Here is a 25,382-nt window from a genome sequence, read left to right as displayed (position 1 = left end):
CAATGGGAGGGTGAGGGGAGGCCGCAGGCTCCGAGCTTGGGGCGCCCCCTCACCCGTAGCGCTTGCGCTCCGACCTCTCCCGCAAGGGGAGAGGTGGAGTAAGGCGCTCAAAACAAACCGACGATCTCGCCGGCATCGTTGAGTCCGATCACTTCCGCGGCCGGCTTCTTGGGCAGACCCGGCATGGTCATGATCTCCCCGCAGACGACCACGATGAATTCGGCACCTGCAGACAGCCGCACTTCGCGCACAGGCACCACGTGATTGCTGGGCGCCCCGCGCAGACTCGGATCCGTCGAGAACGAATATTGCGTCTTCGCCATGCAGACCGGGAAGGTGCCGTATCCCGCCTTCTCGAAATCCGCGAACTGCGCGCGCACCGCCTTGTCGGCAATCACATCGTCGGCGCCGTAGATCTCCTTGCAGATGGTCCGCACCTTCTCCCACAGCGGCATCTCGTCGGGATAGAGAGTGCGGAACTGGGCCTGTTCGGCCTCCGCCAACTCGGCGACCTTGCGCGCCAGTGCCTCGATGCCCTCCGAGCCCTTGGCCCAATGTTCGCACAGGATCGCCTCGACACCGAACTCGGCGCAATAGGCCTGGATCGCTTCGATCTCGGCCATCGTGTCGGAACCGAAGCGGTTGATGCCGACCACGGCGGGCACGCCGAACTTGGCGATGTTGCGCAGGTGCCGGCCGAGATTGGCGGCCCCCTTCGTCACCGCCTCGACATTCTCCTTGTTGAGATCCTCCTTGGCGACGCCGCCATGATGCTTCAGCGCCCGCACGGTGGCGACCACGACGGCGGCGGAGGGATGGAGACCGGCCTTGCGGCACTTGATGTCGAAGAACTTCTCCGCCCCAAGGTCCGCGCCGAAACCCGCCTCCGTCACCACGAAATCGGCGAGCTTGAGCGCCGTCTTGGTGGCCACGACCGAGTTGCAGCCATGGGCGATATTCGCGAAGGGTCCGCCATGGATGAAGGCGGGATTGTTCTCCAGCGTCTGCACGAGGTTCGGCTGCATCGCCTGCTGCAGGAGCACGGTCATGGCGCCGGCAGCCTTGATATCCGCGGCCGTGACGGCAGTCTTGTCGCGGCGATAGCCGATGACGATGTTGCCGAGCCGGCGCTCGAGATCATCGAGATCATTCGAGAGGCACAGGATGGCCATGACTTCCGAGGCGACCGTGATGTCGAAGCCGGCCTCACGCGGGAAACCGTTGGAGACGCCGCCGAGCGACGACACGATCTGCCGCAGGGCCCGGTCGTTCATGTCGAGCACGCGGCGGAAGACGACGCGGCGGGTGTCGATATTCTGCTCGTTGCCCCAGTAGATGTGATTGTCGACCATGGCCGCGAGCAGATTATGCGCCGAGGTGATGGCATGGAAATCGCCGGTGAAATGGAGGTTGATGTCCTCCATGGGAATGACCTGGGCATAGCCGCCGCCGGCCGCCCCGCCCTTCATGCCGAAGCAGGGGCCGAGCGAGGGCTCGCGCACGCAGATCGCGGCCTTGCGTCCGATGCGGTTGAGGCCGTCGCCGAGGCCCACGGTGGTCGTCGTCTTGCCTTCCCCTGCCGGCGTCGGGCTGATCGCGGTGACGAGAATCAGATGCCCGTCGGGCCTGTCCTTGAGGGAGGCGATGAAGCGCGCCGAGACCTTCGCCTTGTCGTGCCCGAAGGGGAGCAGTTCCTGAGTGGGGATGCCCAGCTTCGCGCCGATCTCCTGGATCGTCTGAGGGCTCGCAGCTCGCGCAATCTCGATATCGCTTTTGACCTCGGCCATGGAATCCCCTTCCTCTGTGCTGCGCGGTGGAGCCCGCGTTCTCGCATATGTCTGTGACATGTCGAGGGGCAGCCATGCCGCACCCGCGGCGACGTGGCGTCGCCTGGAACCGACAGGGGATGAGAAGCCTCGGAGTGGCTAAAGGGTCTTGCCGTTCGCGCCGGGGATCTCGCAGCGCCATTTCTTGACCTGCCACTGCGGATGCGTGCCGGCCCATCGCGCGATATAGGGCTGTGCCGTCATGGTGCATTGGTTGAGGGAGAACGAGGCCTCGAAGGTGATGTTTTCGTCATGGCAATCGGCGCCCGTCCCGATGGCGCACACGGTCATGACGATGGCAATGAACATGGCTGTCAGCCTTTCTTCCGTGGTTTGGGCCCGATGCCTTGCGGCGGAGCCATCGGTGCCGAAGACACGTCCTTCGTGTCGTGAACGGTGTGAGCCTTGCGCGGCAGGAGCATCTCGCCGCGCCCGAGCATGGCGGTGTCGCCTGCCAGCCGTCGCGTGGACCCTTCCAGGCCGGCGACCGCGAACCCGTCCTGCTCCAGCGACCGCCACAGCAGTCGCAGGAAGACCGGCGCCGCCTCGCCCGTATCCACGAAACTGGGACTGAGCTGCAACGGTTCCCGGCCCAGGATGATGGTCCCGCGCCTCATCAGATAGCCGGGATAGGCGCCGGCCTGGCCGCCGATGATCACGGTGCCGGCGATCATCCGGCTGCCCGCGTAATCGCCGGCATCGCCCTCGATCACCAGCAGGCCGCGACGCATGCGGTCCCCAGCCCGGTCGCCGGCATTTCCCCGGACCTGGATGCTGCCGCCGCGCATGCCGGCCATCTCCCCCGCCAGCGGTCCTCCGGCCCGGTCGCCGGCATGGCCCTTGACCTCGATGCGTCCGGCCTTGAGACCCGAGCCGAGCAGCGGTCCGGCATTGCCGGCCACCACGAGCCGCCCGCCCGCCATCAGCCGCCCCGCCTGCTGGCCCACATCGCCCTCGACCACGATCTCGCCCGCCGCCAGGCCGTGGCCGACCATGTCGAGCCGCTCGTGACCGCCGGCGAAGCGGATCCGCCCGGCCTCGCTCCCGCGCAGCCGAAACATGTCGCCGACCACCACAGGGAGCCTCGTGGTGCCGATGGACAGCCGCTCGATCTCGCGCTGTGAGAGGGCGGCAAGCGTGGCCGGCGTCAACAGCGAAAGGTCGAGCCGCTGCTCGGGCGCGTGCCGCAGGGTGAAGGTGAGCGCGTTCACGCCAGGAGCTCCTTCAGGGGATAGAGGAACTTGCCGAGCTTGCCGCCGTAATTGCCGGCCGTGATGCGGGACGCGCCCCGAACCGGGCCCAGGGAGGCGGCGGCGTGCAACCCGACCCGCATCGCCTCGCGCACGCAAGCATCCTCGAGCCCGTCGATGACGATCTCCGTGACCGAGCCCACCTCGGGCTCCAGCGCGCTGATGGTGATGCCGCGCAAGGTCGGGCAATAGGCATCGTTGGTGGAGGCGACCATGCTCTTGTAGCGGGACCCCACCTTGGACCCGGACCGCACGATGCCGCCGGGGAAGGGCAAGATGGCGCCGCGCACGGTGGCGATGGCATCGACGGCGGCCTGTGCTGCCGCCATGGCCTGATCCCACCCCGACGCGAGGAACAGGAGGTTGCCGCCCCCGACGGCGGCCTTGGTGAGCCCCGTGGTGGCTTCGACCACGAATTCCCCGTCCATCACCGGCACCCGCCAGTAATGCCGACCGGAAAAGCGTTTCGAGATCTGCCAGCCATCGCCGAAATAGCGCAGATTGGCTCCCAGCTTGAGGGTCTCCTCGCCGTCGATGCCGGCATAGCAGGCAGTTCCCGGGCAGGTCAGCACGCATTGCCCGACGCGACCCTCCAGCTGCTTCTGCAATTCGGCCGTGGAGACCGCAAACAGCAGCACCCGGACCCCGGGCCGCCCGTCCGGCGTTTCCGAACGACGCAGAGTCCCATCGATGCCCGCTTCGCAGCCGCAGCCGATGACGGAGGTGGCATAGCCGGTCATGGTGACGGCTGCCTGGCGCGCCCATTTGAGGTTCGGCGCCGTGATCACGATGGCCGTTGCCCGCATCCCGAACGCCTCGGCATAGGTATCGTCAATGGCGACGCCGTTCAGCGAGAGCTTGCGCATGGCACCGTCTCGAAGGGGTTGGCACGGCCGATGGCGGCCTCGGGCACGGAGAAATAACGGGCCGAAAGCCCATAGGTCGCCTGATGGAAGGCCTCCAGCCTGTCCGCCATCTGACGAGGGGCCGGAAGGTCGAGCGTCAGCGCGCGACCGTAAGGTTCGGCAACCACCCGGCCGTCGCGGACGACGAGGGTCCCGGACTTGAACACGAGATCGGCGGCACGGAACATGGCGGCCTTGTCCTTTTGCTCCGTATAGACGGAGATGTCCGCGATGCCGCCCTCTCCGAGATGGCCGCGATCCGTGAGCCCGAGCAGCCGGGCGGGTGCTGCCCGGGTCATGACGGCGATGTCGTTGAGGGTATATTCGCGGGTGATCGACGGCAGCGTCGTGGTCTCCATGGCGGAGGCGGGCAGTCTTGCGATCCACTCCGCCCGCAGGTCCCGGTCCATGAGCAGCGCAAAGATCTCCGGATAGGTGGTGAAGGGCGCGCCATTGGGATGATCGGTGGTGAAGAACACCCGCCACGGATCCTCGATCAGCAGGAAGAGCTCGAGACCGATCGCCCATTGGAGGGCGTTGTGATAGCTCGATGGCTTGTAGAGATAGGGCACGACGCCTCCGCCATCGCCCATCCCGTCCCACAAAGTCCATTTGCGCGGATGAGCCGTGGCCCTCGACTTATATTGCAGGATGACGTCGCAGGAGACGGTCACGGTCTGCCCGAACATGACCTGGCCGATGTCGACCGTGACGGTCTTGCGCGCATTCACGGCCTCGGCGATCCGTCCCGCCGCCGACGAGAACCCGCGGCTGCCCTCGGTTCCATAGGTGTAGAACTGAATATGGGCGAAATGCATCGGCAGGTCGCCGGCGGCCTCCATCGTTGCGAGGGCCACCTCCGCCGCCCCCGGCATGCCGAGATTGTTGCAGTGGACATGCAAGGGATGGGGGATGCCGAGGCGGGCCGTTGCGTCCTGCAGTGCCGTGACGATGGCGCGCGAGGTGAGACCGGTGCCGGGCACCTCGTCGTCGAGCCCGAAGGCGCGGACATTGTCCTTGAACGCGGCGGCACCGCCCGCATTGATGCATTTCACGCCTAAGGACCGGGTCGTCGCCACCATGTGGGCCACATAATCGGCGAGCGCCGCCTTGCCCTGCCGGTCCCGCATGAGCTTCAGCACGAAATCATCATTGCCGAGGACCGTGAGCCCTGCCTTGTCGATGATGGGAATGTCGCTGAGTTCGAGATGGGCGTGCAGGGCATGGCTCGGCACGACGGCCGGCTCAACCACGGTGGTGAACCCCATCTGCGCATAGAGACGGCCGGTGTCCGACGTCGACCACCCCAGCTCCGAAAGCGGCGTGGAGGAGGGGCGGGCAGCATGCGCCTTGTGCTGTTCCGGCAGCATGAGCCGGGCCGTGTTCACATTGCCGCCGGCGATATGCGAATGGATGTCGATCGCCCCCGCCATCACGATCCGGCCGGCGAGGTCATGGGTCTCATGGGCATGGGCGCCGCGCGGCGCGGCGACGATGTGGCCCCCGTCGATCCACACATCGCCGATCTCGTCGCGGGACCGGACCGGGTCGATGATGCGGCCGCCCTTCAATCGGATCATGAGGGGCCTCCCAGCCGATCGAGGAGGGCGGTGAGAATGGCATGCGCCGACGGCTCAGGGCTGGGCCGTGACGCCTCGATGAAAGCCAGGGCCCCGCTGCCGGCACGGAGATCGACGCCGTCATGGTCGATGCCCGGTGTGCCGATATCGATACGAACGGCAGGCGTCTTGCTGAAGAGGGTCCCTGACGGGACCAGGGCAACAGTGGGAATGCGGCTGACCCAGTCCGGGCCCTGTGCGCCATAGGCCTCGACCCACACCGCGGCATCGGCCTCGCCCGATGCGATCAGCCGCTCCGCATCATGTGCCCAGGGATCATGTGCCGGCAGCCCGCTGCCGAAGCTGATCCCCGTGGGAAAGCCGGTGAGCCAGCCGAGGCTCTGCCCGACCCCTGAACCATTCCCGCGCGCGGGAATGGGAATGCCCGAGAAACGGGTCTTTGCATTCAGGTCTTTGACGAGACCGCAGATCATCTCGACCACGGGGCTGGCAAGGCCCGGCGGCCATATGACGACGCCGAAGCGCGCCGCAGTCAGAGCCTCGACCAAGGCGTCCGTCGATGCGGTCGCCTGATCGCCCAGAGAGATCGGGTGTCCGGTATGCCGGGCGCGCAGGGCGGCGACGACGCCCGGCAATGTTTTCTCGCTGGCGGCAAGACGCAGGGGCTCAGGGCCTCGTGAGGCAAGCGCTCCCTCGACGTCCGGTGCGCCCACGGTGATGATCCGGGCGGTCGTGGCGTCGGGCATCAGCTGGTCGATCATCTCGGGCCAGGCCGAGAGCGCTCCGGCACCGATGACCATGAACAGATCGGCACGATGCCGTGCCTCCCCGGGTGAGACGATCATCCAGCCGGTACTGCGCAGCACGTCGAGATTGTTCAGGAGGTCGCCCGAGCCCGCCGGGTCGATGACGCAGGAGAGGCGTCGCGCCAGACTGGCGGCCATGCGCAGACCGGCCGTGTCGGTGCCCAATCCTGTAACGACAGGCAGCTTGGCTCGCTCCAGGAGCGACGCCGCCTGATCCACGGCCTTGGCCAGGCTCACGCGTCGGCCGCCGATGAAGGCTTCGGCCATGAACGATCTTTCGCATCAAGTCTGGCGCCCGATTAGACTTTAGCCGAAGCTCGGCGTCTGTGAAGCCACGAACTGCTGGCGATGGTCGCATCGCAACAAAGTGTCGCTCCATTCCCTTGACGGAATCGATCAGCAGGCGGCACAACTCCAGCCACTTCGATGCGAGGCGACAGGGGCTCCATGACCGACTTTTCCCACAAGCTGCTGGACGGCCGCAAGATCGCGGCTGGGATGCATGATGCGATCGCCAACGACGCCCAGGCGCTGAAGGAGGTCGGCTGGCCGGTGCGTCTCGTCTCCATCGCGGTGGGCGAAAGTGAGCCGGCCGCCCTCTATATCCGCAATCAGGCGCGCGTCGCGGAGAAGCTCGGCATCGCCTTCGAGGATCGTTTCTATCCTGAGACGACGGGGGCCGACGAGCTGACCGGCATCATCCAGGGGCTCAATCTCGATCCGCGCGTGAGCGGCGTGATCATCCAGCGGCCGCTCCCCGCGCACATCCAGGTGCGCACCATGCAGCGTGCGGTGCACCCCTTCAAGGATGTGGAGGGCATGCACCCCTCTTCGATCGGCGACATCGTCTATAACGACCTGGTCATGGGGCCCTGCACGGCCGTGGCCGCGGTGGAGATTCTGAAGACGACGGCGTTGCAGCTCGAAGGCCTCGAAGTTGTGGTGATCGGCCATTCCGACATCGTCGGCAAGCCGATCGCCTTCCTGCTGATGGGGGCAGGGGCGACAGTGTCCGTCTGCCATGCCCTGACGCGGAATCTCGCGGTTCACTCCCGCGCGGCGGATGCCGTCTTCGTGGCGGTGGGCAAGCCGGGTCTCCTCACCGGCAATATGCTGAAGCCGGGAGCGGCGGTGATCGATATCGGCATCAATCAGGTGACCGCGCCCGATGGGAGCGTGAAGGTCGCGGGAGACGCGGATTTCGACTCCTGCGCCGAGGTCGCCGGCTGGATCACGCCAGTTCCTGGCGGGGTTGGTCCGGTGACGGTCGCAACCCTCATGCGCAATGCGGTGAAGGCCGCCAGCCTGCAGCGGTCGGCCTATGAGCGCCATTTCGGCGCCACCGAGATGGTACGCTAGGCTCCGGCTACTTCACGAGCCGGGCTGGGAAATCCACGTGGAACACGGAATCCTGGTTGAAGCGCTTGTTGTATTCGGCCTTGATCGCCTCGATCTTGGCGGCCTCGTCTGCCGTGTTCGGATGGATGAGGATCAAGAGCTTCGTGGTTTCCGAGAACATGATCGGCGCGCCCGTCTTCGGCGTTGAGCGGCCCTGGCCATAGGCGTTGAGTACCGTCAGGCCCTCGGGGAACCGCGGCGTGACCACGTCGAATACGAATTGTGCCCATTCCTGCTCGGACACGCCGGTCCCGTCTGTGGTCCGCAAGCCGAAATAGAGCTGCGTCTGCACGGAACTGGCCTCGGGCCAGCCCATGGTCTGGGCCGATGCGGGACCGAACGACAACAGGGTCGCGACGGCTGCGGCAAGGGCGATGGTGCGGATCGTCATGATGGCTCCCCTAGGGACCTCATCCCCACGGACGAGGTCGGAATGCGATAGCATTCCAACCAAGAGGCGCCAAGGGCTCCGATTGCGCCGGCCGACGCCTTAGCGCAAACGCTCCAGGATCGACACGTAATTGGCGACTGCGGCGCCGCCCATGTTGAAGATGCCGGCCAGCTCCGGATCCTTCACCTGCATGCCGCCGGCCTGGCCCAGCAGCTGCAGCGACGCCATGATATGCATGGACACGCCCGTCGCTCCGATGGGATGACCCTTGGACTTGAGCCCGCCCGACGGATTGACCGGCAGCTTGCCGTCCTTCTGCGTCCAGCCCTCCTTGATCGCCCGAGCGCCCTGGCCGCGCGGCGTCAGGCCCATGGCCTCGTATTCGATCAGCTCGGCGATGGTGAAGCAGTCATGGGTCTCCACGAAGGAGAGATCGGCGAGGCTGGTGCCCGCCTGGGCATGGGCCCGTTCCCAGGCCGCGGTGCAGCCTTCGAAGGCGACGATGTCGCGCTTGGCCATCGGCAGATAGTCCTGCGCATGGCCGACGCCGCGGAAGTGGACGGCCTTCGGCATCTGCGCGGCAGTCTCGTCGTCGGTGAGGATGATGGCCGCGGCGCCGTCGGAGACGAGCGAACAGTCCGTGCGGCGGATCGAGCCCACGACGATGGGGTTCTTTTCGCTGATCGTATTGCAGAAGTCGAAGCCGAAATCCTTGCGCAGCTGGGCGTAGGGGTTCTCGACGCCATTGTGATGGTTCTTGGCGGCGATGCGCGCGGTCGCCTCCGTCTGGTCGCCATAGCGCTGCTGATAGAGATCCTGGATGCGGGCGAAGACGCCGGCAAAGCCTCCCGGCGTATCGGCCTCGGTCTTGCGGTAGGAGGCGTTCAGCAGCGCGTCGCCGATATCGGCGCCGGAGGCGACCGTCATCTTCTCCGCGCCAACAACGAGCACGAAGCGGCTCTTCTTCGCATTGATCTCGTTCAGCGCCTGGTGGACGGCGGCAGAGCCCGTCGCGCAGGCATTCTCGACCCGTGTGGCCGGCTTGAAGCGCAGGCCAGGATCAGCGTCGAGAGCGAAGGCGGCGGGAAAGCTCTGCTTCTCGAAGCCGCCGAAATTGCCCACATAGATCGCATCCACATCAGTGAACTCGATGCCGGCATCCTTGACGGCCTCCTTCGCGATGCGAGGGATCAGGTCCTCGAGCTGCTCGCTTTCGAGCTTGCCGAAAGTGCTGTGTGCCCAACCGACGATGCTGGCCATAACGGATATTCCCTATCTGGATGGTGGTCAGGTGAATTTCGCGGTGATCCCGCCATCGACCACGAGTTCTGTTCCTGTCACATATTTTGCCTCGTCCGAGGCGAGATACAAGGCCGCATAGGCCACATCCCAGGCATCCCCCATATGCCCGGTGGGGCACATGGCGTCGCGCTTGGCCTTGATGACGGCCTGGTCTTCCTGGCTGTCATAGGCGCGCGCGACATCGGCATAGACGAGCGGCGTGTCCATGAGGCCGGGCAGGATGCAGTTTGCCCGCAGGCCGCTGCCCGCATATCGCAGCGCCACCCCCCGCGTGAGCGACAGCATGGCGCCCTTGGTGGCGTAATAGCTGGCGTAATCGATGCCCGTATAGCGGATGGCGGCGATCGACGAGATGTTAATCACCGACCCGCTCTTCCGGGCGAGCATGTGAGGGATGACGTGCTTGCAGGTCAGGAAGACGCTTTTGAGATTGATGGCGTTCGCCCGGTCCCAATCTTCCTCGGAGAGCTCGACCACGCCCCCGAGCCGCACCACGCCGACATTGTTCACGAGGATGTCGATCCGCCCGAAGGCGGCAAGGCAGGCATTCACGGCGCGCTCCACATCATCCGACTTGGAGACGTCGGCGGCGAAGGTGGCGCAGGTGCCGCATTCGTCATCAATGATGGAGCGGGTCTCCTCGGCGGCGGCGGCATTGATGTCGACGGCGAAGACCTGAGCCCCTTCGCGGGCGAAGAGCGTCGACATCGCCTTGCCATTGCCCCAACCGGGCCCGATGGAACCCGCGCCGGTCACCAGGGCGACCTTGCCCAACAGTCTCGACATTCGTCCTCCCCAGCTGATCGTCGAACCCGCGCACTTTAACACGCACTGAGCTGTGCGGGGACCGCCCCCGACGCAAGCGTGCTATGCGCAAGGCGAAGACAAGGCGCTGATGTGGCGATGTCAGCCGGCCTTCTTGGCCACCCGCTTGGCGGCAAACTTCTTGTTGGCACGAACCCGGGGATTGGCGCCATCCCGCGGCTTGTCGAAAGTCTTGCGGGGCTCGCGTGCCCCCGAGGGGGCCTCCGCCATGGGCTCGATGCGCGGCTCGCCCTTCTCAGGCGGTCGCGTGGCGGTCGCGGCAAACCCGTCGGCGGCAGCCGTGGCGATCTCGACGGCGGTCTCATGCTCGAAGATGCGGATGGCGCCGATATCCCGCTTCGTCACGTTGCCGCGTTTGCAGAGCATGGGCAGCAGCCATTTGGGATCGGCATTCTTCGACCGGCCCACGGCGACCCGGAACCATCGGCCGGCCTCTTGCACGAAACCGGTGCTGGCGCGTTGCCGCTTGCCTGGTCCCTCGCCGGGGTCGGTGACCTCCTCCGGCGCGGGCAGCTGCGAGCGATAGAGGCGGATGAAGGCCGACGCCAGCCTCTCCGGCGGATGCTCGGCCAGCAGGGCCTGTCCCAGGGCGATGTCCTCCTCGGCCGGCGGCTCGCGCAGCAGCGGATCCTCCAGCATGCGGGCTTGATCGCGGTCCCTGATGTCCTCGGCGGCGGGCGGGCCTCCCCATTCGGCGGCGATGCGGGCACCGGCGAAGAGACGCTCCGCCTTGTGACGCTGGCTCGTCGGCACGAGCACCACCGAGATGCCCTTGCGTCCCGCGCGCCCGGTCCGTCCCGAGCGGTGCTGAAGACCCTCGGAATCATGCGGCAGCTCGGCATGGATGACGAGGCCCAGACTGGGCAGGTCGATGCCGCGCGCAGCCACGTCGGTCGCGACGCAGACCCGCGCCCGTCCATCGCGCAGCGCCTGGAGCGCCTGGTTGCGCTCGCTCTGCCCCAATTCGCCCGACAGCGCCACGGTCGAGAAGCCGCGCTCCTGCAGGATCGCCTGTAGATGGCGGACGGTTTCGCGGGTATTGCAGAACACGATGGCGCTGCTCACCTCGTGGAACCGCAGCAGGTTGACGACGACGAGCTCCATCTCCTTCGGCGCGATGCGCACCGCCCGATAGTCGATATCGGCATGCCCGCCTTCGGAATTCTTCACCTCGATGCGTAGCGCATCGTTTTGATAGCGCTTGGCGAGTGCGGTGATGGCGCGCGGCAGAGTGGCCGAGAACAGCAGGCTGCGGCGGCTGGACGGTGTGGTCTCGAGGATGAATTCGAGATCCTCGCGAAACCCGAGGTCGAGCATTTCATCGGCCTCGTCGAGAACCAGGGCCTTCAGCGCCGACACGTCCAGCCGTCTGCGCTCCAGATGGTCGCGCAACCGGCCCGGTGTCCCGACCACGATATGCGCACCCTCCGCCAGAGCGCGCTGTTCGCGCCGCGGATCCATTCCGCCGACGCAGGACACGATCTTCGCCTGGGTATAAGAATAGAGCCAGGTAAGCTCGCGATGCACCTGGAGGGCCAATTCCCGCGTTGGCGCCACGATGAGGGCGAGCGGTGCCCCCGCAGGACCGAAAGTCTCCGCGCCCTGCAGCAGGGTCTCGCCGATGGCCAGGCCGAAGGCGACGGTCTTTCCGGACCCGGTCTGCGCCGAGACCAGCAAGTCGCGCCCTTGCGCGTTCGCGGCCAGCACGGCGCTCTGCACCGGTGTTTCGGTGTCATAGTTACGTTCAGATAGTGCCCGGGCAAGAACCGGGCTGGAAGTCGTGAAACCCACGAAACGAACCTTGTTGAAGGCGGCAGCATCGAATGCGCCGCTGCAGGAGCCGATGCCGGACTCCGCGGATTGGCCTCGGACAGATCGAGGAGGAAGCTGTTTCATAGCCGAGCTTGACGCGGAGCGCCACGGGACTTGTGTCGCATTGCGGCAAGGACGCCGCATGGCAGGGGAAACAGGGGGCGTTCGAAGCGATCAGCCGCTCTTTGCAGTCTGGGGAGTGCACTGGATTTGCACCGTCTGTGCAAACAGATTGCCCATCCCCTCATTGGCCTCCTTGTTCCAGAAGTCCTCAGTATACTGAAAATTATCGGCCTCTGCGGCGCTCTTCGTGACCGCCACCTGGCAGGGGGAGGGCAGGGCGCCGATGATCTGGATGGGATCCTTCTCTGCCAAGACGATCGCGATGTAGTAGGAGGGGTCGAACACCGCGAGCTTTGTTTCGCTGATGCGCGGATCGACCGGCGTCGCCAGCGGAACCTGGAAGTAGAAGGTCAACACGCCATTGGAGAATAGATTTCCATATTCCGTGACGTCCCCGAATTTGATCTTCTCGCCTGCGGCCGTCGCGGTGACGAAATAGTCGTATTCCTTCAGCGCCTCGATGTTCTCCTGTGCGAGCGCCTGGGTCTCGGTGGCTTCGTAGATGCCGTCGCCATTTGCATCGAGGCCTTCCACTGCGACCTGGCTGTACATTTCATCGAAACGCCATTCGACATTGATCGCGGTGATTCGCCCCTGATCGTCGAACACGAGATCGGACCGGTTCTCGATCCACACATGAGGATGCGCCGCCGCCGGCTTCTCTGCCGCGAACAACGCCGCAAATGCAGCCGCGACGAGGATCAATCGCCGTGGAACCGTGAAGCCGGAAAGGACTCTGAATGTCATGGACAGCATTCTATAGGAAATGACGGCAGAATAGTGAAGCTGTGCGACGTCTCATCACGACAATCTCACGATCATGTCGGCAATCATTCCGCTCGGCGTCGACGCGAAGTTCGGTGCCTGCGCCCGGGCGAGGGCTTGAGCCCGTGCGTGAAGGGCTGGATCGATATAGCTTTGGGCGACCATCTTCACGAATCGATCCGTGTCGACTTCGTCGATATGGATGGCCTTGGCGACACCTAACCGCGACAGGGCCCGGGCGGTGAGGAATTTCTCTGTGTCCGTATAGATGATGATCTGCGGCAGACCGGATCCCAATGCGAACGAAGCCAGACCCAGGCCGCCATAATTGATCATCAGGCGGAGCCGGGGGGCGTGTGCGCCGAGATCGAGCAAACTGCGTTGAAGGTGCCACGACCGCGCAGCCAGGCGAGCGGCAGCCTCCGCACCGAGGGTTCGGGTGAGCACCCGGCCCGGCAGATCGAGCTGTTCCAGGCCTCGCATCAGCGCCTCATTCCGACCGAAACGGGTGATGGGCGAAAGGAAGATCTCGTCTCCGAGTTCTTCGAGGACCTGCGGCCGATGCGATATGATCGGCGGCAGGGGCGGTTCCAGACGGAAGCTCCGATAGGGGTCGAGCATTGCCAGGGTCTGGTTGGCGCTGACCTCACCCTGCATCAAGGCAGGCAGGCGCGGCAGCCGCGACAGGGATCGCTTGACGAGAACGCCGTCGATGGCCTGGAGCAGCCTGTCCTCGTCGTAATAGAGCGGCCCGTCATGCGGCCAAAGCGGGGGAAAGCGGTCGAGATGGGATGGCGGCACGGTGTAGCCGCTGCCGAAGATGACCAGGGGCAGGCGACCGCGGACAGCCAGGTTGAGCGCCGGAGAGTAGTCGCTGACGATCACGTCCGGTCGTTCGCTAGCGATCAGCGTCTCCCACGCCTGCAACATTCTGTGCAGGCATGCTGGTTCGCCGATGCCAAACAGGCCCATGATCTGGCTGAAACTGACGTCCTTGTAGCCACGCGGTATGGGTGGGAGTCGGGCCTCCGGCGTCCAGTGCGGGGCTTGGCGGATGGCATCCGGTTGGATGCCCGCCGTGAGGGCTGCAGCGGTATTCTGGACGACGTAGACGACGTCGAAGTCGCGGCGTTCGAGGTGATCGCCCAAGGCCTTTAGGGGCACGACATGGCCGAGCCCGCTGCCGAGCTCCCAGCCGAGAAGAACTTTCCGCCGCGTCATGCCGGGATCATAGCGGCTCCGGCAAGACGCGCACGGACTTCATTGAGACGGCTCAGCCGCCAACATATTCCAGGGTCATGGTCGTGATGCCGCCGGCGACATCGAGGCCGGTCTGGGCCTGCACACTCAGAGGCTGCAGCTGGATGGTGTTGGAATTGCCACCGATCAGGGCATTGGCGCCGACGCCCACCCCGACGCTGGCTTCGGCACCGGCTCCGCCATAGGCACCGGCAAGCGCGCCCTTCTTGAAGCCGCCCGTGGGAGCGAAGACGCCCCAGGCAACGACGGCCTTTCCGGTGACGCCAATATCCACGCCGAAGCGGTCGACGCGGCCGACATACATCTCCGGCGCACGGCCGGGAGCGTTGAAGGTGCACTGCATCTTCTTGCTGGATCCGATGATGAAGCCGACGCCGCCTGCGACTTCGCATGTCAGGGTGCCGACCTTCACGCCAGCGGCGGAGGACGGGCTGGTGGCGAATGCGGTCAGAACGCCCACGGCGGCCATTCCGGCCACGGCAATAGATTTAAAGTTAAACATCTCTTTCTCTCCTCAACACTCAACTGGCTGTTCCATAACATCTCGGAGGAACAACACGAAAGTGTTAGACACACTTTGTCTTACTAAATCTTGAGCACGGAGAAATTTATATAAATTTGCCAAGAATGCCATCGATCTCCACTGTCGTTGCCAGGCACCAAGGCATCGGCGGCAGTTAGCGGATCTCCGCGGACTCCGTTGCGAAGGCGAGCGTGTAACCGGGCGGCTGTATCGGCTTTCCCCGTATGGAACGCTCACTTTGTGGCACGTCCTCGAGGCTTGGCCACAGGCCGGTCTCCAGACAGCGGGCGAAATCATCCTCAGGGCTAATCTGCCTAAGCTTGGCAGCCGTGGTCCGATAATCATAGGCGAGGGGCCGATGCTCGAAGCTGATGCCGGCAGGCGTGGCCTTGATCGCCGACAACCAGACACGAGGGGTGCCGTCATTCGCAGGCAGGCCGAGAGCGCCGGAATTGTGCCACAGCTTGCCACGAAGCCCCCGGGTGAAGGGGATGCCGCTGCGCCCGGCGACCACGACGTCGGCTTGCGCCAGCTCGAACTCCTCCAGGAAATCCGGCGCGGCGGACGAGCGGAACAGCAGCTTGTCGATCCGGCTCACGGCTCCATGTGTGACGCGGAACCGCTTGCCGGCCAAGGAAAAGCACAAGCCGTCGGGCAGGCTGTCCATCCACGTCTTGAGCCCTTCAGGCAGGCCTTCGGCAGCCATTCGCTGCCAGCCGAAATCGAGCTCTTCAACGCTCTCCGGTGACAGCCGCGGCGCCGCCTCTTCGAAAGAGCCTCTGATCGTCGGGATGCCCAGCTCTGCAATTCGCTCGCTGCAGGCGATGGAATCGACGCAAAACGGCGCCACGCTGCCGGTGTTGATCAGCCGGGTGAGCGGGATGGCCTCAATGGCAGCCATCGCCAGCAAGGCCTCCAGCGCCTCGAGATTGCCGTTGACGCCGCCGAAGAGGAGAATGGTGCCATCGAGCTCGCCGAGATCCGGGACGGGCGGCGCGTCGGTGTTCATGGTCGGATCCTCAACTCAACAGGTTAGCGGCACCACTACCATGTCATCGGTGCGGCGCTTTTGCGGCGTCCGTCGCACGCTGCACGACCATAACACATCAGGGCCTGGGCCTGTCAGCCGTTCAGGCGGCCGAGGACCTCGCCTGCCGACGCATGGCATAATCCCTTGCGGCCTGTCCGAAAGCCTTGAAAATCTTGACGGAATCGGGATTTGCGGAGGCTTTGAACTCCGGATGCCACTGGACGCCGAGCACGAATCCTCGGGCCTCTTTCATCGACACCGCCTCGATGGTGCCGTCCTCGGCCCGCGCTTCGATCTGCAGCGGGGGCGCCAATCGGTCGATCGCCTGCCGATGCAGCGAATTGACGGTGATTCGCGGTGCCTCGAGGATGCGGGCGAGCAGACCGCCTGGGGTCAGATCGATGGAATGCCGGGGTCCGTAGCGGACGTCCTGGTCCTCGACCTTGGGCGCACGATGGTCGAATCGGCCCTCCTGTCGCTGGATCTCCGTCGCCAGCGTGCCGCCGAGGACGACGTTCAGCTCCTGGAAGCCACGGCAGATGCAGAACACCGGCATGCCCCGCGCGATCGCCCGGCCGATCAGCGGCATCGTCGTGTCGTCGCGGCTTTGGTCATAGGGCTCGTAGTCCGTATGCGCCTCGAGCCCGTAACGGGTCGGGTGAACATTGGACAAAGCGCCGGTCAGAACCACCCCGTCCAGCCGGTCAAGCAGCGCGTCCGTGTCGATCAACGGCGCCAGCGCCGGGATCATCAGCGGCATGGCATCCGCGCATTCCGCGACCGCGCGGACGTATTTGTCGCCGATCGAGTGGAAGACCATGCCTTTGGTATCGGCAGTGTCCGCCGGCAGGCCGATGAGCGGTTTCACGTCTGCAGCTCCATCAAACACACGAAAACAGGCAGCAAATACCACGCCTGTGCCGCCGCGTCACTTGACGGGCGCGCCCGAAATGTCGCTTCTCCTCCTCGGTAACACGGAAGGGAGACGCCAGCGCATGACGGCAGCGATACGGGCAGCGGACATTTTCAATCTCGAAGGGCAGGTTGCCCTGGTCACCGGCGCCTCCAGCGGGCTGGGCTGGCGCTTTGCCAAGACCTTGGCGGCCAATGGCGCGAAAGTGGTGATTGCGGCCCGCCGCCTCGACCGCCTCAAGGCCCTCGAGGAGGAGATCAAGGCCGATGGCGGCGAGGCCCTGGCGGTGGCGCTGGACACTTCCGACGCGGCCAGCATCCCGGCGGCCTTCGATGCGGCGGAAAAGGCTTTCGGCCTTGTCACCATCGTCGTCAACAATGCCGGCTTCTCCGGCATCAAGCCGACCGTTGACGTGACCGCCGAGGACTGGCGCGGCACCATGGCGGTGAACCTGGATGGCGTCTGGTTCGTGGCTCAGGAGGCGATCAAGCGCCTAATCGCCGCCAAGCAGCCGGGCTCGATCATCAACATCGCCTCCATTCTCGGCATGCGCGCGTCCAAGACCCTGGCCGCCTACATCGCCTCCAAGGGCGGCGTGATCCAGCTCACCCGGGCGCTGGCCGTCGAATTCGCCAGGCACAAGATCCGCGTCAACGCGATCGCTCCTGGTTACATCGAGACCGAGATGAACAGCGACTTCTTCAAGACCGACAAGGGCGAATATTTGATGCGGGGCATCCCTCAGCGGCGCATCGGCGACCCCTCGGAGCTCGACGGCGTGCTGCTGCTGTTGGCCGCACCGAAGGCGTCCTCCTTCATCACCGGCTCTGTGATGACCGCCGACGGCGGCCAATCGATCACCCTCGACCACTGACCACGGGAGAACGCATGATGGACTTCACCCTCGATCCCGAGATCGAACGCCTGCGCCTCAAGGTGCGGGAATTCATCGCCGAGGAGGTGATCCCTCTCGAGGCCGACCGCGACAACTACAATGAATATGACAACATCAAGCTGTCGCTGCTCGCGCCCATGCGGGAGAAGGCGAAGCAGGCTGGCCTCTGGGCGCCCCAAATGCCCAAGGCGCGCGGCGGACTGGAGCTGCCGATCACCGGCTGGGCGGCCTTCTACGAGGAGGCGAACCGCTCGATCTTCGGCCCTGTGATCCTGAACTGCCAGGCGCCCGACGACGGCAATATGAGTGTCCTCAACAAGACGCTGAAGACCGAGGCCCTCAAGGACCAGTGGCTGCAGCCGATCATCGACGGCCGGGTGCGCTCCTCCTTCGTCATGACCGAACCGCATCCGGGCTCCGGCTCCGATCCCGGCGGAATGATGCTGACCCGCGCCGAGCGCAAGGGCGACCGCTATGTGATCCATGGCCACAAATGGTTCATCTCCGGCGCGGCCGTGGCCACCCATTTCATTCTCATGGCGCGCACCTCCGACGACGAGCGCAAGGGCCTGACCGCCTTCCTCTTTCACCGCGATGACAAGGGGTGGGAGATCGTCCGCCGCATTGCCAACATGGGCCCCGACGAGCATGGCGGCGTCTGCGAGCTGAAATTCGACGGCCTCGAGATCCCCGTCGAGCACCGCCTGCTCGAAGAGGGTGACGGCCTGAAATTCACCCAGATCCGCTTAGGCCCCGCACGCCTCACCCACTGCATGCGCTGGCTCGGCCTCGCCAAGCGCTCCATGGAGATCGCCCGCGACTATGCCTCCGAGCGCTATGCCTTTGGCTCCAAGCTCTTCGACAAGGAATCGGTCCAGATGATGTTCGGCGACGTGGCCAAGGACATCGCCGTGGGTCGGCTCCTGGTCATGAACGCTGCCTGGAAGCTCGACCAGGGCGACTATGCCAAGAAGGAGGTCTCCATGGCCAAGATCCATGTGGCCGACCTTCTCAACAAGGCCGCCGACATGGCGATCCAGGTGAACGGCGCCCGCGGCTATTCCCGCGACACGATTCTGGAATGGATCTACCGCTATGCCCGCTGCGCCAAGCTGGTGGACGGAGCCTCGGAAGTGCATCAGATGGTTCTCGCCCGCGCCTACGAGAAGGAACAGGATGGCTTCTGGAAATGGGGCGTTTGAGGGAAATGTGATTTCCCTCGGGGCGAGACGGGGGTCTAGCTGGCAACCATGACCGTCTCGCTGTTCGCTGCCATCTTTGCCGGCCTGCTGAGCTTTCTTTCGCCCTGCGTGCTGCCGCTGGTGCCGCCCTATCTCTGCTTCATCGCCGGCACCTCCCTGGAGGAGCTGGCGGCGGAGGATGATTCGACGCCCGATCTCACCGCTCAGGTGATGATGGCGGCTCTCCTGTTCGTCCTCGGCTTCGGCACGGTCTTTGTTACCTTGGGGGCGACGGCCTCCGTCCTGGGTCAGATGGTGCGCGAGCATCTGGCCCTGCTCGCTCAGGTCGCCGGCATCATCATCATCGTGATGGGGCTGCACTTCCTGGGCCTCTTCCGCTTTGCCTTCCTGCAGCGGGAGGCGCGCTATCACCATGAGGCCCGTCCCGCCGGCCTCATCGGCGCCTATTTCGTGGGCGTGGCCTTCGCCTTCGGCTGGACCCCGTGCATCGGACCGGTCCTGGCTGCGATCCTCGCGGTGGCGGCCAGCGAGGACAGCGTCAGCCGCGGTGCCATTCTGCTGGGCTTCTATTCCCTGGGGCTGGGCTTGCCCTTTCTCGCCGCCGCCTTCGCCATGCGCCGCTTCCTTGGCTTCATGACCCATTTCCGCCGCCATATCGGCAGGGTCGAGAAGGTCATGGGCGGGCTCCTGGTCCTGACCGGCATCATGTTCCTGACCGGCACCATGACGACGATGTCGTTCTGGCTTCTGGAGACATTTCCCGGCCTGGCGACCCTGGGCTGACCGCGGAGCCCGCAGTCTCTCCCTCACCCGGCCGCAGACTTCCCGCTCCGCAATCTGACACACGTAGACGCAATCGCCTTTTTCTGCTTCAAGGCCGGGATTATTCCACCCGTTCAAGGAACTTCAATGAGCCGCATCGTCCATCTCAACGGCGCCTTTCTGCCTGAGCAGGAGGCCAAGGTGTCTATCTTCGACCGCGGCTATTATTTCGGTGACGGGGTCTATGAGGTGACCGCTGTGGTCGACGGCAAGCTTGTGGACTACGCGCCCCACATGGAGCGGCTCGATCGGTCCCTGCGCGAGCTGTCGATGCCTTGGCCGTGCACGAAGGATGAACTTCGCGCGGTCCATGAGGAACTCGCAAAGCGCAATGGGATCACCGAGGGCCTGATCTATATGCAGGTCACCCGCGGTGTGGCCGAGCGCGACTTCGCCTTTCCGAAGAATATTCCCTCGACATTGATGGCATTCACCCAGGTCAAGGCCCTGGTCGACAGCCCCAACGCAAAGACCGGCGTGAAGGTGGTGAGCATACCGGACATCCGCTGGAAGCGCCGCGACATCAAGTCGATCGCTCTCTTGGCGCAGTGCATGGGTAAGCAGCAGGCGAGCGAAGCCGGCGCCTTCGAGGGCTGGATGGTGGAAGACGGTTTCGTCACCGAGGGAACCTCGTCGTCCTCCTATATCGTCAAGGAGGGACGGGTGATCACGCGACCGCTGTCCAATGCCATCCTGCCGGGCATCACCCGCAAGTCGCTGATGAAGCTCGCAGCTGACCATGATGTCACCATCGAGGAGCGTCTGTTCAGCGTCGACGAAGCGATCGCCGCCGACGAAGCCTTCCTGACCAGCGCCTCAAGCTTCGTGATGCCCGTGGTCGAGATCGATGGCCACCCGATTGGTTCGGCCAAGCCGGGACCGATCACCACCCGCCTGCGCCAGATCTATCTGGAGTCCGCCCGGGCCTGATCCACTGGCATGCTCCTTGCGCCGAAAGCTGGGGAAATGTGCCAGCACGGCACAGCGCGAGGGGCAGGACATGGTGGCAGCGGATCTTGGCGGAGCGAGGCTGCGGCAGGCGCGAGCCTTCCGGCGTGAATCCCAGATGGAGGTCCACGCCCGTGCCTTCGTGCCCTCGCGGCGCAGTACGGTGGGCCTGCCACAGCCCATAGGCAGGCTGACCCTGGAGGCGCATGAGAGCCTGGCCTCCGCCGAGCGTGACTGGCGGAAATTCGAGAGCGCGGCCGCGGGCCACCCCTTCCAGCGCTATGCCTGGCTCGAGACCTGGCAGGCTCGGATCGGTGCCGACGAAGGAGTAAGGCCCTTCATCGTCATGGTCAGGGACGCCAGCGGCGTTCTGCGTATGCTGCTTCCGCTCGCCATCGACCGTCACCTCGGGATGAACCGTCTCGTTCCCATGGGCGATCCCGTCTGCGACTACCACGCACCCCTGGCGGATGAAAGCTTCGCCGAGATCCTCACCCCCGAAGCCACGGCGACGCTCTGGCGTGCGATCATCGCCCTCTCCGGCGCCGACTACGGGCTTCTGACACGCATACCGCCGCTCCTGGGAAAGGTCGCCAATCCCTTTGCAGCTCTCCGTCTCCATCGCTTCAGCGCCGACGCCCATGGCACGCGCCTGGGTCCCGATTGGGAGGCCTTCTATGCGGCGCGGCGCAGCACCAAGACCCGCCGCCGCTTCCGCGAGAAGGAAAAGGCCCTCTCCAAGCTCGGACCCGTGGTCTTCGCCGAGGTCGAGAAGCCGGAAGCGCGTGCCGAGCTGATCGCCGAGATGATGCCCCTGAAGGCGCGCCAGCTGGAAGCCACCGCAGGCGCCTTCAACACCTTTTCCGAGCCTTCCGTTCAGGCCTTCTACCGGGCGATCGCCGTCGACCCGGAGGCGACGGATGTTTCCCTGTTCAAGCTCACCGCCGGCGACACGCTCGTTGCGGCCGCCCTCGGCGTGGTCCGCGACGGCTCGTTCTATTACGAGGTCCCCGTCTATCCGGATCTTGCCCTGCAGCGATACTCTCCCGGCAACCTGCTGCTGCATCGGATGATGGAATGGGCCATCGGCCGCGGTTGCACGCGCTTCGATTTCACCATCGGCGATGAGAGCTACAAGGCCGACTGGTGCGAGGAGACCTGGGAGCTGGGCTGTGGCGCCTGGCCCCGCACCCTGCTGGGTCGGATCGGGGCGAGCGCGGCCATGGCTTCCATCGCTTTGAAACGGGAAGTGAAGAAGCGGCCGGCCCTGTTTGCTCGCGCCACCGAGTTCCGCACCGCCATCGGCCGGCTCAGATCATGGCATGCTTCTTGAGTTCTCCCCCTGTAGATGTGTTGCGCTGAGACAGCGCCGAGGTATGAGACTGATGTCGTCGCTCGCCATGGAAACCGGCGTTTCACGCACCGATTGGTCGGCCATAAAGGCGCCGTCGGCTCTCAGTGTCAGCGAAGTGCCCCTCGACCGCTGGGACGCCTTCGCGATGGAATTCAGGGATACCGTTCCCGACCAGACGGCAGCCTATGCCACGGCACGCTGGGGCGCCGAGCGCGTTCGCGGCCTGTCGGTCGGGGACGGTAGCCGCAGTCTGGGTGGGGCGTTGGTCATCGATTTCAGCCTTCCCCTCATCGGCCGTGGTCTGTCTGTCGTGAAATTCGGCCCGCTCTGGCGCCGCAAGGGTGAAACGGCCGAGAATCGCGCCCTGGAGCTCGTCGTCTCAGCGTTGCAGCGGCATGTCGCAGGCGAGGGCCATAAGGCCCTGGTGATCCTGCCCTTGCCGGATCCTGCGGCTCCCGACCTATTGGCCTCAACACTGTTGACCGCGGGATTTACGCGGCGTGGCTCTATTCCCAACCCGGAGCGCTATTGCGTCAATCTCGGACTCGACCTCGACGCCCAGCGCGCCAGCCTTCACAGCAAATGGCGCTATAATCTGAAGCAGGCGCAAAAGGCGAAACTCGAGATCGGCCTTGCGACCGGCGAGGCCGGGTTGGCGAGCTTCATGCAGCTTTACGGGGCCATGACCGAGCGCAAGCGCTTTGCCGATCATTCGTCCATCGATTGCCTCGCCGCCATGATGCAGGCCGTCCAGCCGGAAATGCGGCCTGAAATCGTGATTGTGAATCATGAAGGCCGCCCTACCGCGGGCGCTGTGATCAGCAGTTTTGGCGACCGAGCCCTCTATCTCTTCGGCGCGACCGACGACCGCGCCCTGCCGCTGCATGCAGGTTTTGCCCTGCAATGGTGGATCCTCGAGCACCTCACCAATCGAGGGTGCCTCTGGTACGATCTCGGGGGCACCGAGGGGGACGAGGGCCTCGCCCGCTTCAAGCGCCACTTCGTCGGCAATGCGGGCGTCGTGACCGATCGCCTGGATGAATATGCCTATGCCGTCGACCCTGTCAGCCGCGTGATCGCCAGCGGTGTGTTCGCTCTGCGGGGGCTGCAGCGCCGCCGTGCCCAGCCTGTGGCGAGTGCGGCATGAAGCCGATGAGTGGCAAGCGGCTGCTGACGATCTCCGCGTCCCTGATCGGGGCTCGGGTGATTGGCGCCGGACTGACCTTCCTGACCCAGATCCTGATCGCCCGCTGGCTCGGCGCCGACACCCTCGGCCATTATGCCGTGGCGATGTCCTTGGGCGGCGTCCTGGCGGTCGTGGCGTCGGGAGGTTTCCCCTCCATCGCCCAGCGCTTCATCGCCCGCTATCGGGTGGACGAGCGGCCTGACCTGATCGCCGGCTTCACCCGCTCCGGCCGTCGCGCGACTTTGATCGGGTCCCTGGCCCTGATCGCCTTCGTGTGGACGGGTCTGTTCCTGTCCTGGAGCCATTGGGGCTATGATTACGGCCTGGCCTTGGCGATCGGCGCGCTGACCGCTCCGGCCATGGCGCTGATCAACCTGAACGGCTCGATCGCCAATGCCTTCAGGCGGCCCTTCATGGGCTTCCTGCCCGACACGATCCTTCGTCCCGTGCTGTTCATCTCTGCGATCGCCGCGGGCGGATGGCTCTATTCGGGCGCGGCGACCGCCGTCGAGCTGATGGCCATGAATCTCGCCGTCATCATCCTGGCTGCCGTGATCCAGATGATCTGGATGCACCGGGCGAAACTGACCCCCACGCGCGACGTGGCGGCCTCCCGCAACGATCGCGAGTGGCGGCAATCGGCGATTTCTCTCGTCCTGATCGTGCTGTTCACCAACTATTTCATCGACGTCGACATCCTGCTGCTCAGCACCCTGCTGACGCCGGAGCAGATCGCGGTCTTCAACATCTGCGTCCGCTTTACTGCCTTCATCGTCTTCGCCCTTCACTCGGTGAACCAGATCGCCTTGCCGGATCTGGCCGATGCCCATGCCCGTACCGATACGCGCGGCGTGGGTCAGGCTTTGGCCCGGGCCAATCTGACCGGCGTGGGCCTGGCGCTGGCCGCGACCATCGGCCTTGTCGTGTTCGGCAAGCCGATCCTGGCGATGATCGGGCCGGAATTCACCGAAGGCTATGTGCTGCTGCTCCTCCTGTCGGCGGCCCAGGTGCTGCGGGCGGCCTTCGGCTCGGCCTCCGTTCAGCTCCTCACGGTCACCGGCCACCAGACCAAGGCGCTCGCACCGTTCATCACGGGCTTCCTGACGCTCGTCGCGCTGAACTTCCTTCTGGTGCCGCTCTATGGCCTCGAAGGCGCCGGCATCGCCATGATGCTCTCGGTGGTGCTGCTGTCGGTCTGGCTCGCCATCCTGGCCCGCCGGCTCACCGGCTATGACGTGACCATCTGGGCATCGCGGCCGTCGCTGCTGTTCCGCAGGCGCTCCCTGGCCGTCCAGGACTAGGACCGGTCGCGCCAATAGACCCCTTGTTCCGACCGGAACCGGTCGACCGCCTTGATGCGGCTCACCAGCGCCCGGTCGCCGCGCGAGACGATGGCGGCGATGAGGGTCTCCAGCATGGCGACGAGGGCCGTCTGCGAGGGAAAGAACTGCGGGCTGGCGACGGGCACCATCAGGAGATGGCTCGCCCGCTCGACAAGGGGTGAGGTCAGGCTGTCGGTGACGGCGATGAGGCAGGCCTTGCGCGCCACCGCGAGATCGGCGGCCCGCACCGTCTCCTTGGCGTAAGGGTCGACCCCCATGATCACCATGGCGTCCTTTGACGAGAGGGTGGCGAATTCGTCCACCATCGTGCCCATGGCGGGAGCGGCGAGCCGCACATCCCCGAGCATCATCCGCGCCACATAGGCGAAGTAATTGGCAAAGCCGTTGAGCCCGCCGACACCGACGACATGCACGCGGCGGGCGCCGAGCAGGGCATCCGCCGCGGCGGCGATCACGCGCGCATCCAGGGTTCGGAACGCCGTCTCGAGATTGCCGAGGCTTGCCGCCGCCATGCCCCCGACGATGCCGCCGGTATCTCCCTTCGCCGCGAGATCCTGCAGCCATTCCGCCCGATCGGCAAAGCCGCCGCCGCTGCGCAACGCCTCCTGGAACGGTCGCCGAAAGACCTCGTAGGAATCAAATCCTGCCTGTTTCGCCAGCCGGATCATGGTGGTCGGCGCGATGCCGAAGGCGGCGGCGAAACTGCGCATCGACCGCATCGCCACCTCCTCCGGCGCATCCAGCACCGCCTTCGCCGCCTGGCCTAGCTGCGGCGACAGCTGCGGATAGGCCGCCGCCAGCCGGGCCAGGAGCGTCTTGAGGTCGGGAACGGTCACAGGGGCACCGGTGATAAAGAATGATCCATTATCGATTAAGTATGGAACATTTGCGCCGAACTTGCTATAGCCTCATCGACAGAGCGA

At 65.1% G+C, this 25,382-nt stretch carries 24 protein-coding genes; 8 read left to right on the top strand and 16 right to left on the bottom strand.

The genetic code is table 11. The features are described from left to right. Positions 1 to 107: 107 nt before the first annotated feature. The 6 genes from FKM97_RS18845 to FKM97_RS18820 form a co-directional block, all read right to left on the bottom strand. Positions 108 to 1,787 carry a formate--tetrahydrofolate ligase gene (locus tag FKM97_RS18845; protein ID WP_144293970.1) on the bottom strand — a complete coding sequence of 560 codons (1,680 nt, stop codon included), beginning with the start codon at positions 1,785 to 1,787 and terminating at the stop codon, positions 108 to 110. A gap of 138 nt (positions 1,788 to 1,925) precedes the next feature. Further along, positions 1,926 to 2,135 carry a hypothetical protein gene (locus FKM97_RS18840; RefSeq protein WP_144293969.1) on the bottom strand — a complete coding sequence of 70 codons (210 nt, stop codon included), beginning with the start codon at positions 2,133 to 2,135 and terminating at the stop codon, positions 1,926 to 1,928. Positions 2,136 to 2,140: 5 nt separating this feature from the next. Next, positions 2,141 to 3,037, bottom strand: coding sequence for a formylmethanofuran dehydrogenase subunit C (locus tag FKM97_RS18835; protein WP_144293968.1), 897 nt, complete (start codon positions 3,035 to 3,037; stop codon positions 2,141 to 2,143). After that, positions 3,034 to 3,942, bottom strand: coding sequence for a formylmethanofuran--tetrahydromethanopterin N-formyltransferase (fhcD, locus tag FKM97_RS18830; protein WP_144293967.1), 909 nt, complete (start codon positions 3,940 to 3,942; stop codon positions 3,034 to 3,036). Before fhcD ends, FKM97_RS18835 begins: the two co-directional genes overlap by 4 nt. Next, entirely contained in the window at positions 3,924 to 5,561 is a 1,638-nt protein-coding gene (locus FKM97_RS18825) for a formylmethanofuran dehydrogenase subunit A (RefSeq protein ID WP_144293966.1), read from the bottom strand. Before FKM97_RS18825 ends, fhcD begins: the two co-directional genes overlap by 19 nt. Continuing rightward, positions 5,558 to 6,634, bottom strand: a complete 1,077-nt coding sequence (locus FKM97_RS18820; RefSeq protein ID WP_144293965.1) for a molybdopterin-binding domain-containing protein — start codon at positions 6,632 to 6,634, stop codon at positions 5,558 to 5,560. The genes FKM97_RS18825 and FKM97_RS18820 overlap by 4 nt, the downstream gene beginning before the upstream one ends. A gap of 180 nt (positions 6,635 to 6,814) precedes the next feature. On the opposite strand from FKM97_RS18820, the gene FKM97_RS18815 reads away from it, so the two are divergent. Continuing rightward, positions 6,815 to 7,726, top strand: a complete 912-nt coding sequence (locus FKM97_RS18815; protein ID WP_144293964.1) for a bifunctional 5,10-methylenetetrahydrofolate dehydrogenase/5,10-methenyltetrahydrofolate cyclohydrolase — start codon at positions 6,815 to 6,817, stop codon at positions 7,724 to 7,726. A gap of 7 nt (positions 7,727 to 7,733) precedes the next feature. Here the strand turns inward: FKM97_RS18815 and FKM97_RS18810 are convergent, their stop codons facing one another. From FKM97_RS18810 to FKM97_RS18770, 9 genes are all read right to left on the bottom strand, one after another. Beyond that, positions 7,734 to 8,156, bottom strand: coding sequence for a DUF3574 domain-containing protein (locus FKM97_RS18810; RefSeq protein WP_170241002.1), 423 nt, complete (start codon positions 8,154 to 8,156; stop codon positions 7,734 to 7,736). A gap of 99 nt (positions 8,157 to 8,255) precedes the next feature. After that, a complete protein-coding gene (locus tag FKM97_RS18805; protein ID WP_144293962.1) occupies positions 8,256 to 9,416 on the bottom strand; it encodes an acetyl-CoA acetyltransferase in 1,161 nt (386 codons plus the stop codon). Between the two features lie 27 nt (positions 9,417 to 9,443). Beyond that, positions 9,444 to 10,244: an SDR family NAD(P)-dependent oxidoreductase gene (locus tag FKM97_RS18800; RefSeq protein WP_144293961.1), complete on the bottom strand. Its 801-nt coding sequence runs from the start codon at positions 10,242 to 10,244 to the stop codon at positions 9,444 to 9,446. A 120-nt stretch (positions 10,245 to 10,364) separates the two neighbouring features. Then, positions 10,365 to 12,074 (bottom strand): DEAD/DEAH box helicase, encoded by a 1,710-nt coding sequence (locus FKM97_RS18795; RefSeq protein WP_144293960.1) that lies wholly within the window; start codon positions 12,072 to 12,074, stop codon positions 10,365 to 10,367. Between the two features lie 195 nt (positions 12,075 to 12,269). After that, positions 12,270 to 12,965: a DUF1007 family protein gene (locus tag FKM97_RS18790; protein ID WP_170241001.1), complete on the bottom strand. Its 696-nt coding sequence runs from the start codon at positions 12,963 to 12,965 to the stop codon at positions 12,270 to 12,272. Positions 12,966 to 13,019: 54 nt separating this feature from the next. Continuing rightward, positions 13,020 to 14,204, bottom strand: a complete 1,185-nt coding sequence (locus FKM97_RS18785; protein WP_144293958.1) for a glycosyltransferase family protein — start codon at positions 14,202 to 14,204, stop codon at positions 13,020 to 13,022. 52 nt (positions 14,205 to 14,256) lie between these two features. Continuing rightward, the gene (locus tag FKM97_RS18780; RefSeq protein WP_246105158.1) at positions 14,257 to 14,745 is read right to left on the bottom strand and encodes a DUF992 domain-containing protein; all 489 of its coding nucleotides are present in this window, start codon (positions 14,743 to 14,745) and stop codon (positions 14,257 to 14,259) included. Between the two features lie 175 nt (positions 14,746 to 14,920). Continuing rightward, the gene (locus FKM97_RS26380; protein WP_170241000.1) at positions 14,921 to 15,775 is read right to left on the bottom strand and encodes a metallophosphoesterase family protein; all 855 of its coding nucleotides are present in this window, start codon (positions 15,773 to 15,775) and stop codon (positions 14,921 to 14,923) included. A 121-nt stretch (positions 15,776 to 15,896) separates the two neighbouring features. Then, positions 15,897 to 16,664 carry a gamma-glutamyl-gamma-aminobutyrate hydrolase family protein gene (locus tag FKM97_RS18770; protein ID WP_246105157.1) on the bottom strand — a complete coding sequence of 256 codons (768 nt, stop codon included), beginning with the start codon at positions 16,662 to 16,664 and terminating at the stop codon, positions 15,897 to 15,899. A 127-nt stretch (positions 16,665 to 16,791) separates the two neighbouring features. Between FKM97_RS18770 and FKM97_RS18765 the strand changes: the two genes are divergently transcribed. The 7 genes from FKM97_RS18765 to FKM97_RS18735 all read left to right on the top strand — a co-directional run bounded on the left by FKM97_RS18765 (position 16,792) and on the right by FKM97_RS18735 (position 24,417). Then, a complete protein-coding gene (locus FKM97_RS18765) occupies positions 16,792 to 17,583 on the top strand; it encodes a glucose 1-dehydrogenase (protein ID WP_144293957.1) in 792 nt (263 codons plus the stop codon). 17 nt (positions 17,584 to 17,600) lie between these two features. Beyond that, positions 17,601 to 18,806, top strand: coding sequence for an acyl-CoA dehydrogenase family protein (locus FKM97_RS18760; protein ID WP_144294031.1), 1,206 nt, complete (start codon positions 17,601 to 17,603; stop codon positions 18,804 to 18,806). 48 nt (positions 18,807 to 18,854) lie between these two features. Continuing rightward, the gene (locus tag FKM97_RS18755) at positions 18,855 to 19,589 is read left to right on the top strand and encodes a cytochrome c biogenesis CcdA family protein (RefSeq protein WP_144293956.1); all 735 of its coding nucleotides are present in this window, start codon (positions 18,855 to 18,857) and stop codon (positions 19,587 to 19,589) included. Between the two features lie 126 nt (positions 19,590 to 19,715). Next, positions 19,716 to 20,558, top strand: coding sequence for a D-amino-acid transaminase (locus FKM97_RS18750; protein WP_144293955.1), 843 nt, complete (start codon positions 19,716 to 19,718; stop codon positions 20,556 to 20,558). Positions 20,559 to 20,628: 70 nt separating this feature from the next. Then, complete coding sequence (locus FKM97_RS18745; protein ID WP_170240999.1) at positions 20,629 to 21,909, top strand: GNAT family N-acetyltransferase; 1,281 nt, start codon at positions 20,629 to 20,631, stop codon at positions 21,907 to 21,909. Between the two features lie 52 nt (positions 21,910 to 21,961). Further along, positions 21,962 to 23,077: a lipid II:glycine glycyltransferase FemX gene (locus FKM97_RS18740; protein ID WP_170240998.1), complete on the top strand. Its 1,116-nt coding sequence runs from the start codon at positions 21,962 to 21,964 to the stop codon at positions 23,075 to 23,077. Then, positions 23,074 to 24,417, top strand: coding sequence for a lipopolysaccharide biosynthesis protein (locus tag FKM97_RS18735; RefSeq protein ID WP_144293952.1), 1,344 nt, complete (start codon positions 23,074 to 23,076; stop codon positions 24,415 to 24,417). The genes FKM97_RS18740 and FKM97_RS18735 overlap by 4 nt, the downstream gene beginning before the upstream one ends. Here FKM97_RS18735 and FKM97_RS18730 read toward each other — a convergent pair. Further along, entirely contained in the window at positions 24,414 to 25,295 is an 882-nt protein-coding gene (locus FKM97_RS18730) for a MurR/RpiR family transcriptional regulator (protein WP_144293951.1), read from the bottom strand. The two genes, FKM97_RS18735 and FKM97_RS18730, sit on opposite strands and share 4 nt — an antisense overlap. Positions 25,296 to 25,382: the final 87 nt, after the last annotated feature.

It is taken from the genome of Rhodoligotrophos appendicifer (assembly GCF_007474605.1).
Classification (GTDB): Bacteria; Pseudomonadota; Alphaproteobacteria; order Rhizobiales; family Im1; genus Rhodoligotrophos; species Rhodoligotrophos appendicifer.
The sequence above is the reverse complement of the archived record's forward strand: the minus strand, read 5'-3'. Positions and strand labels throughout refer to the sequence as shown.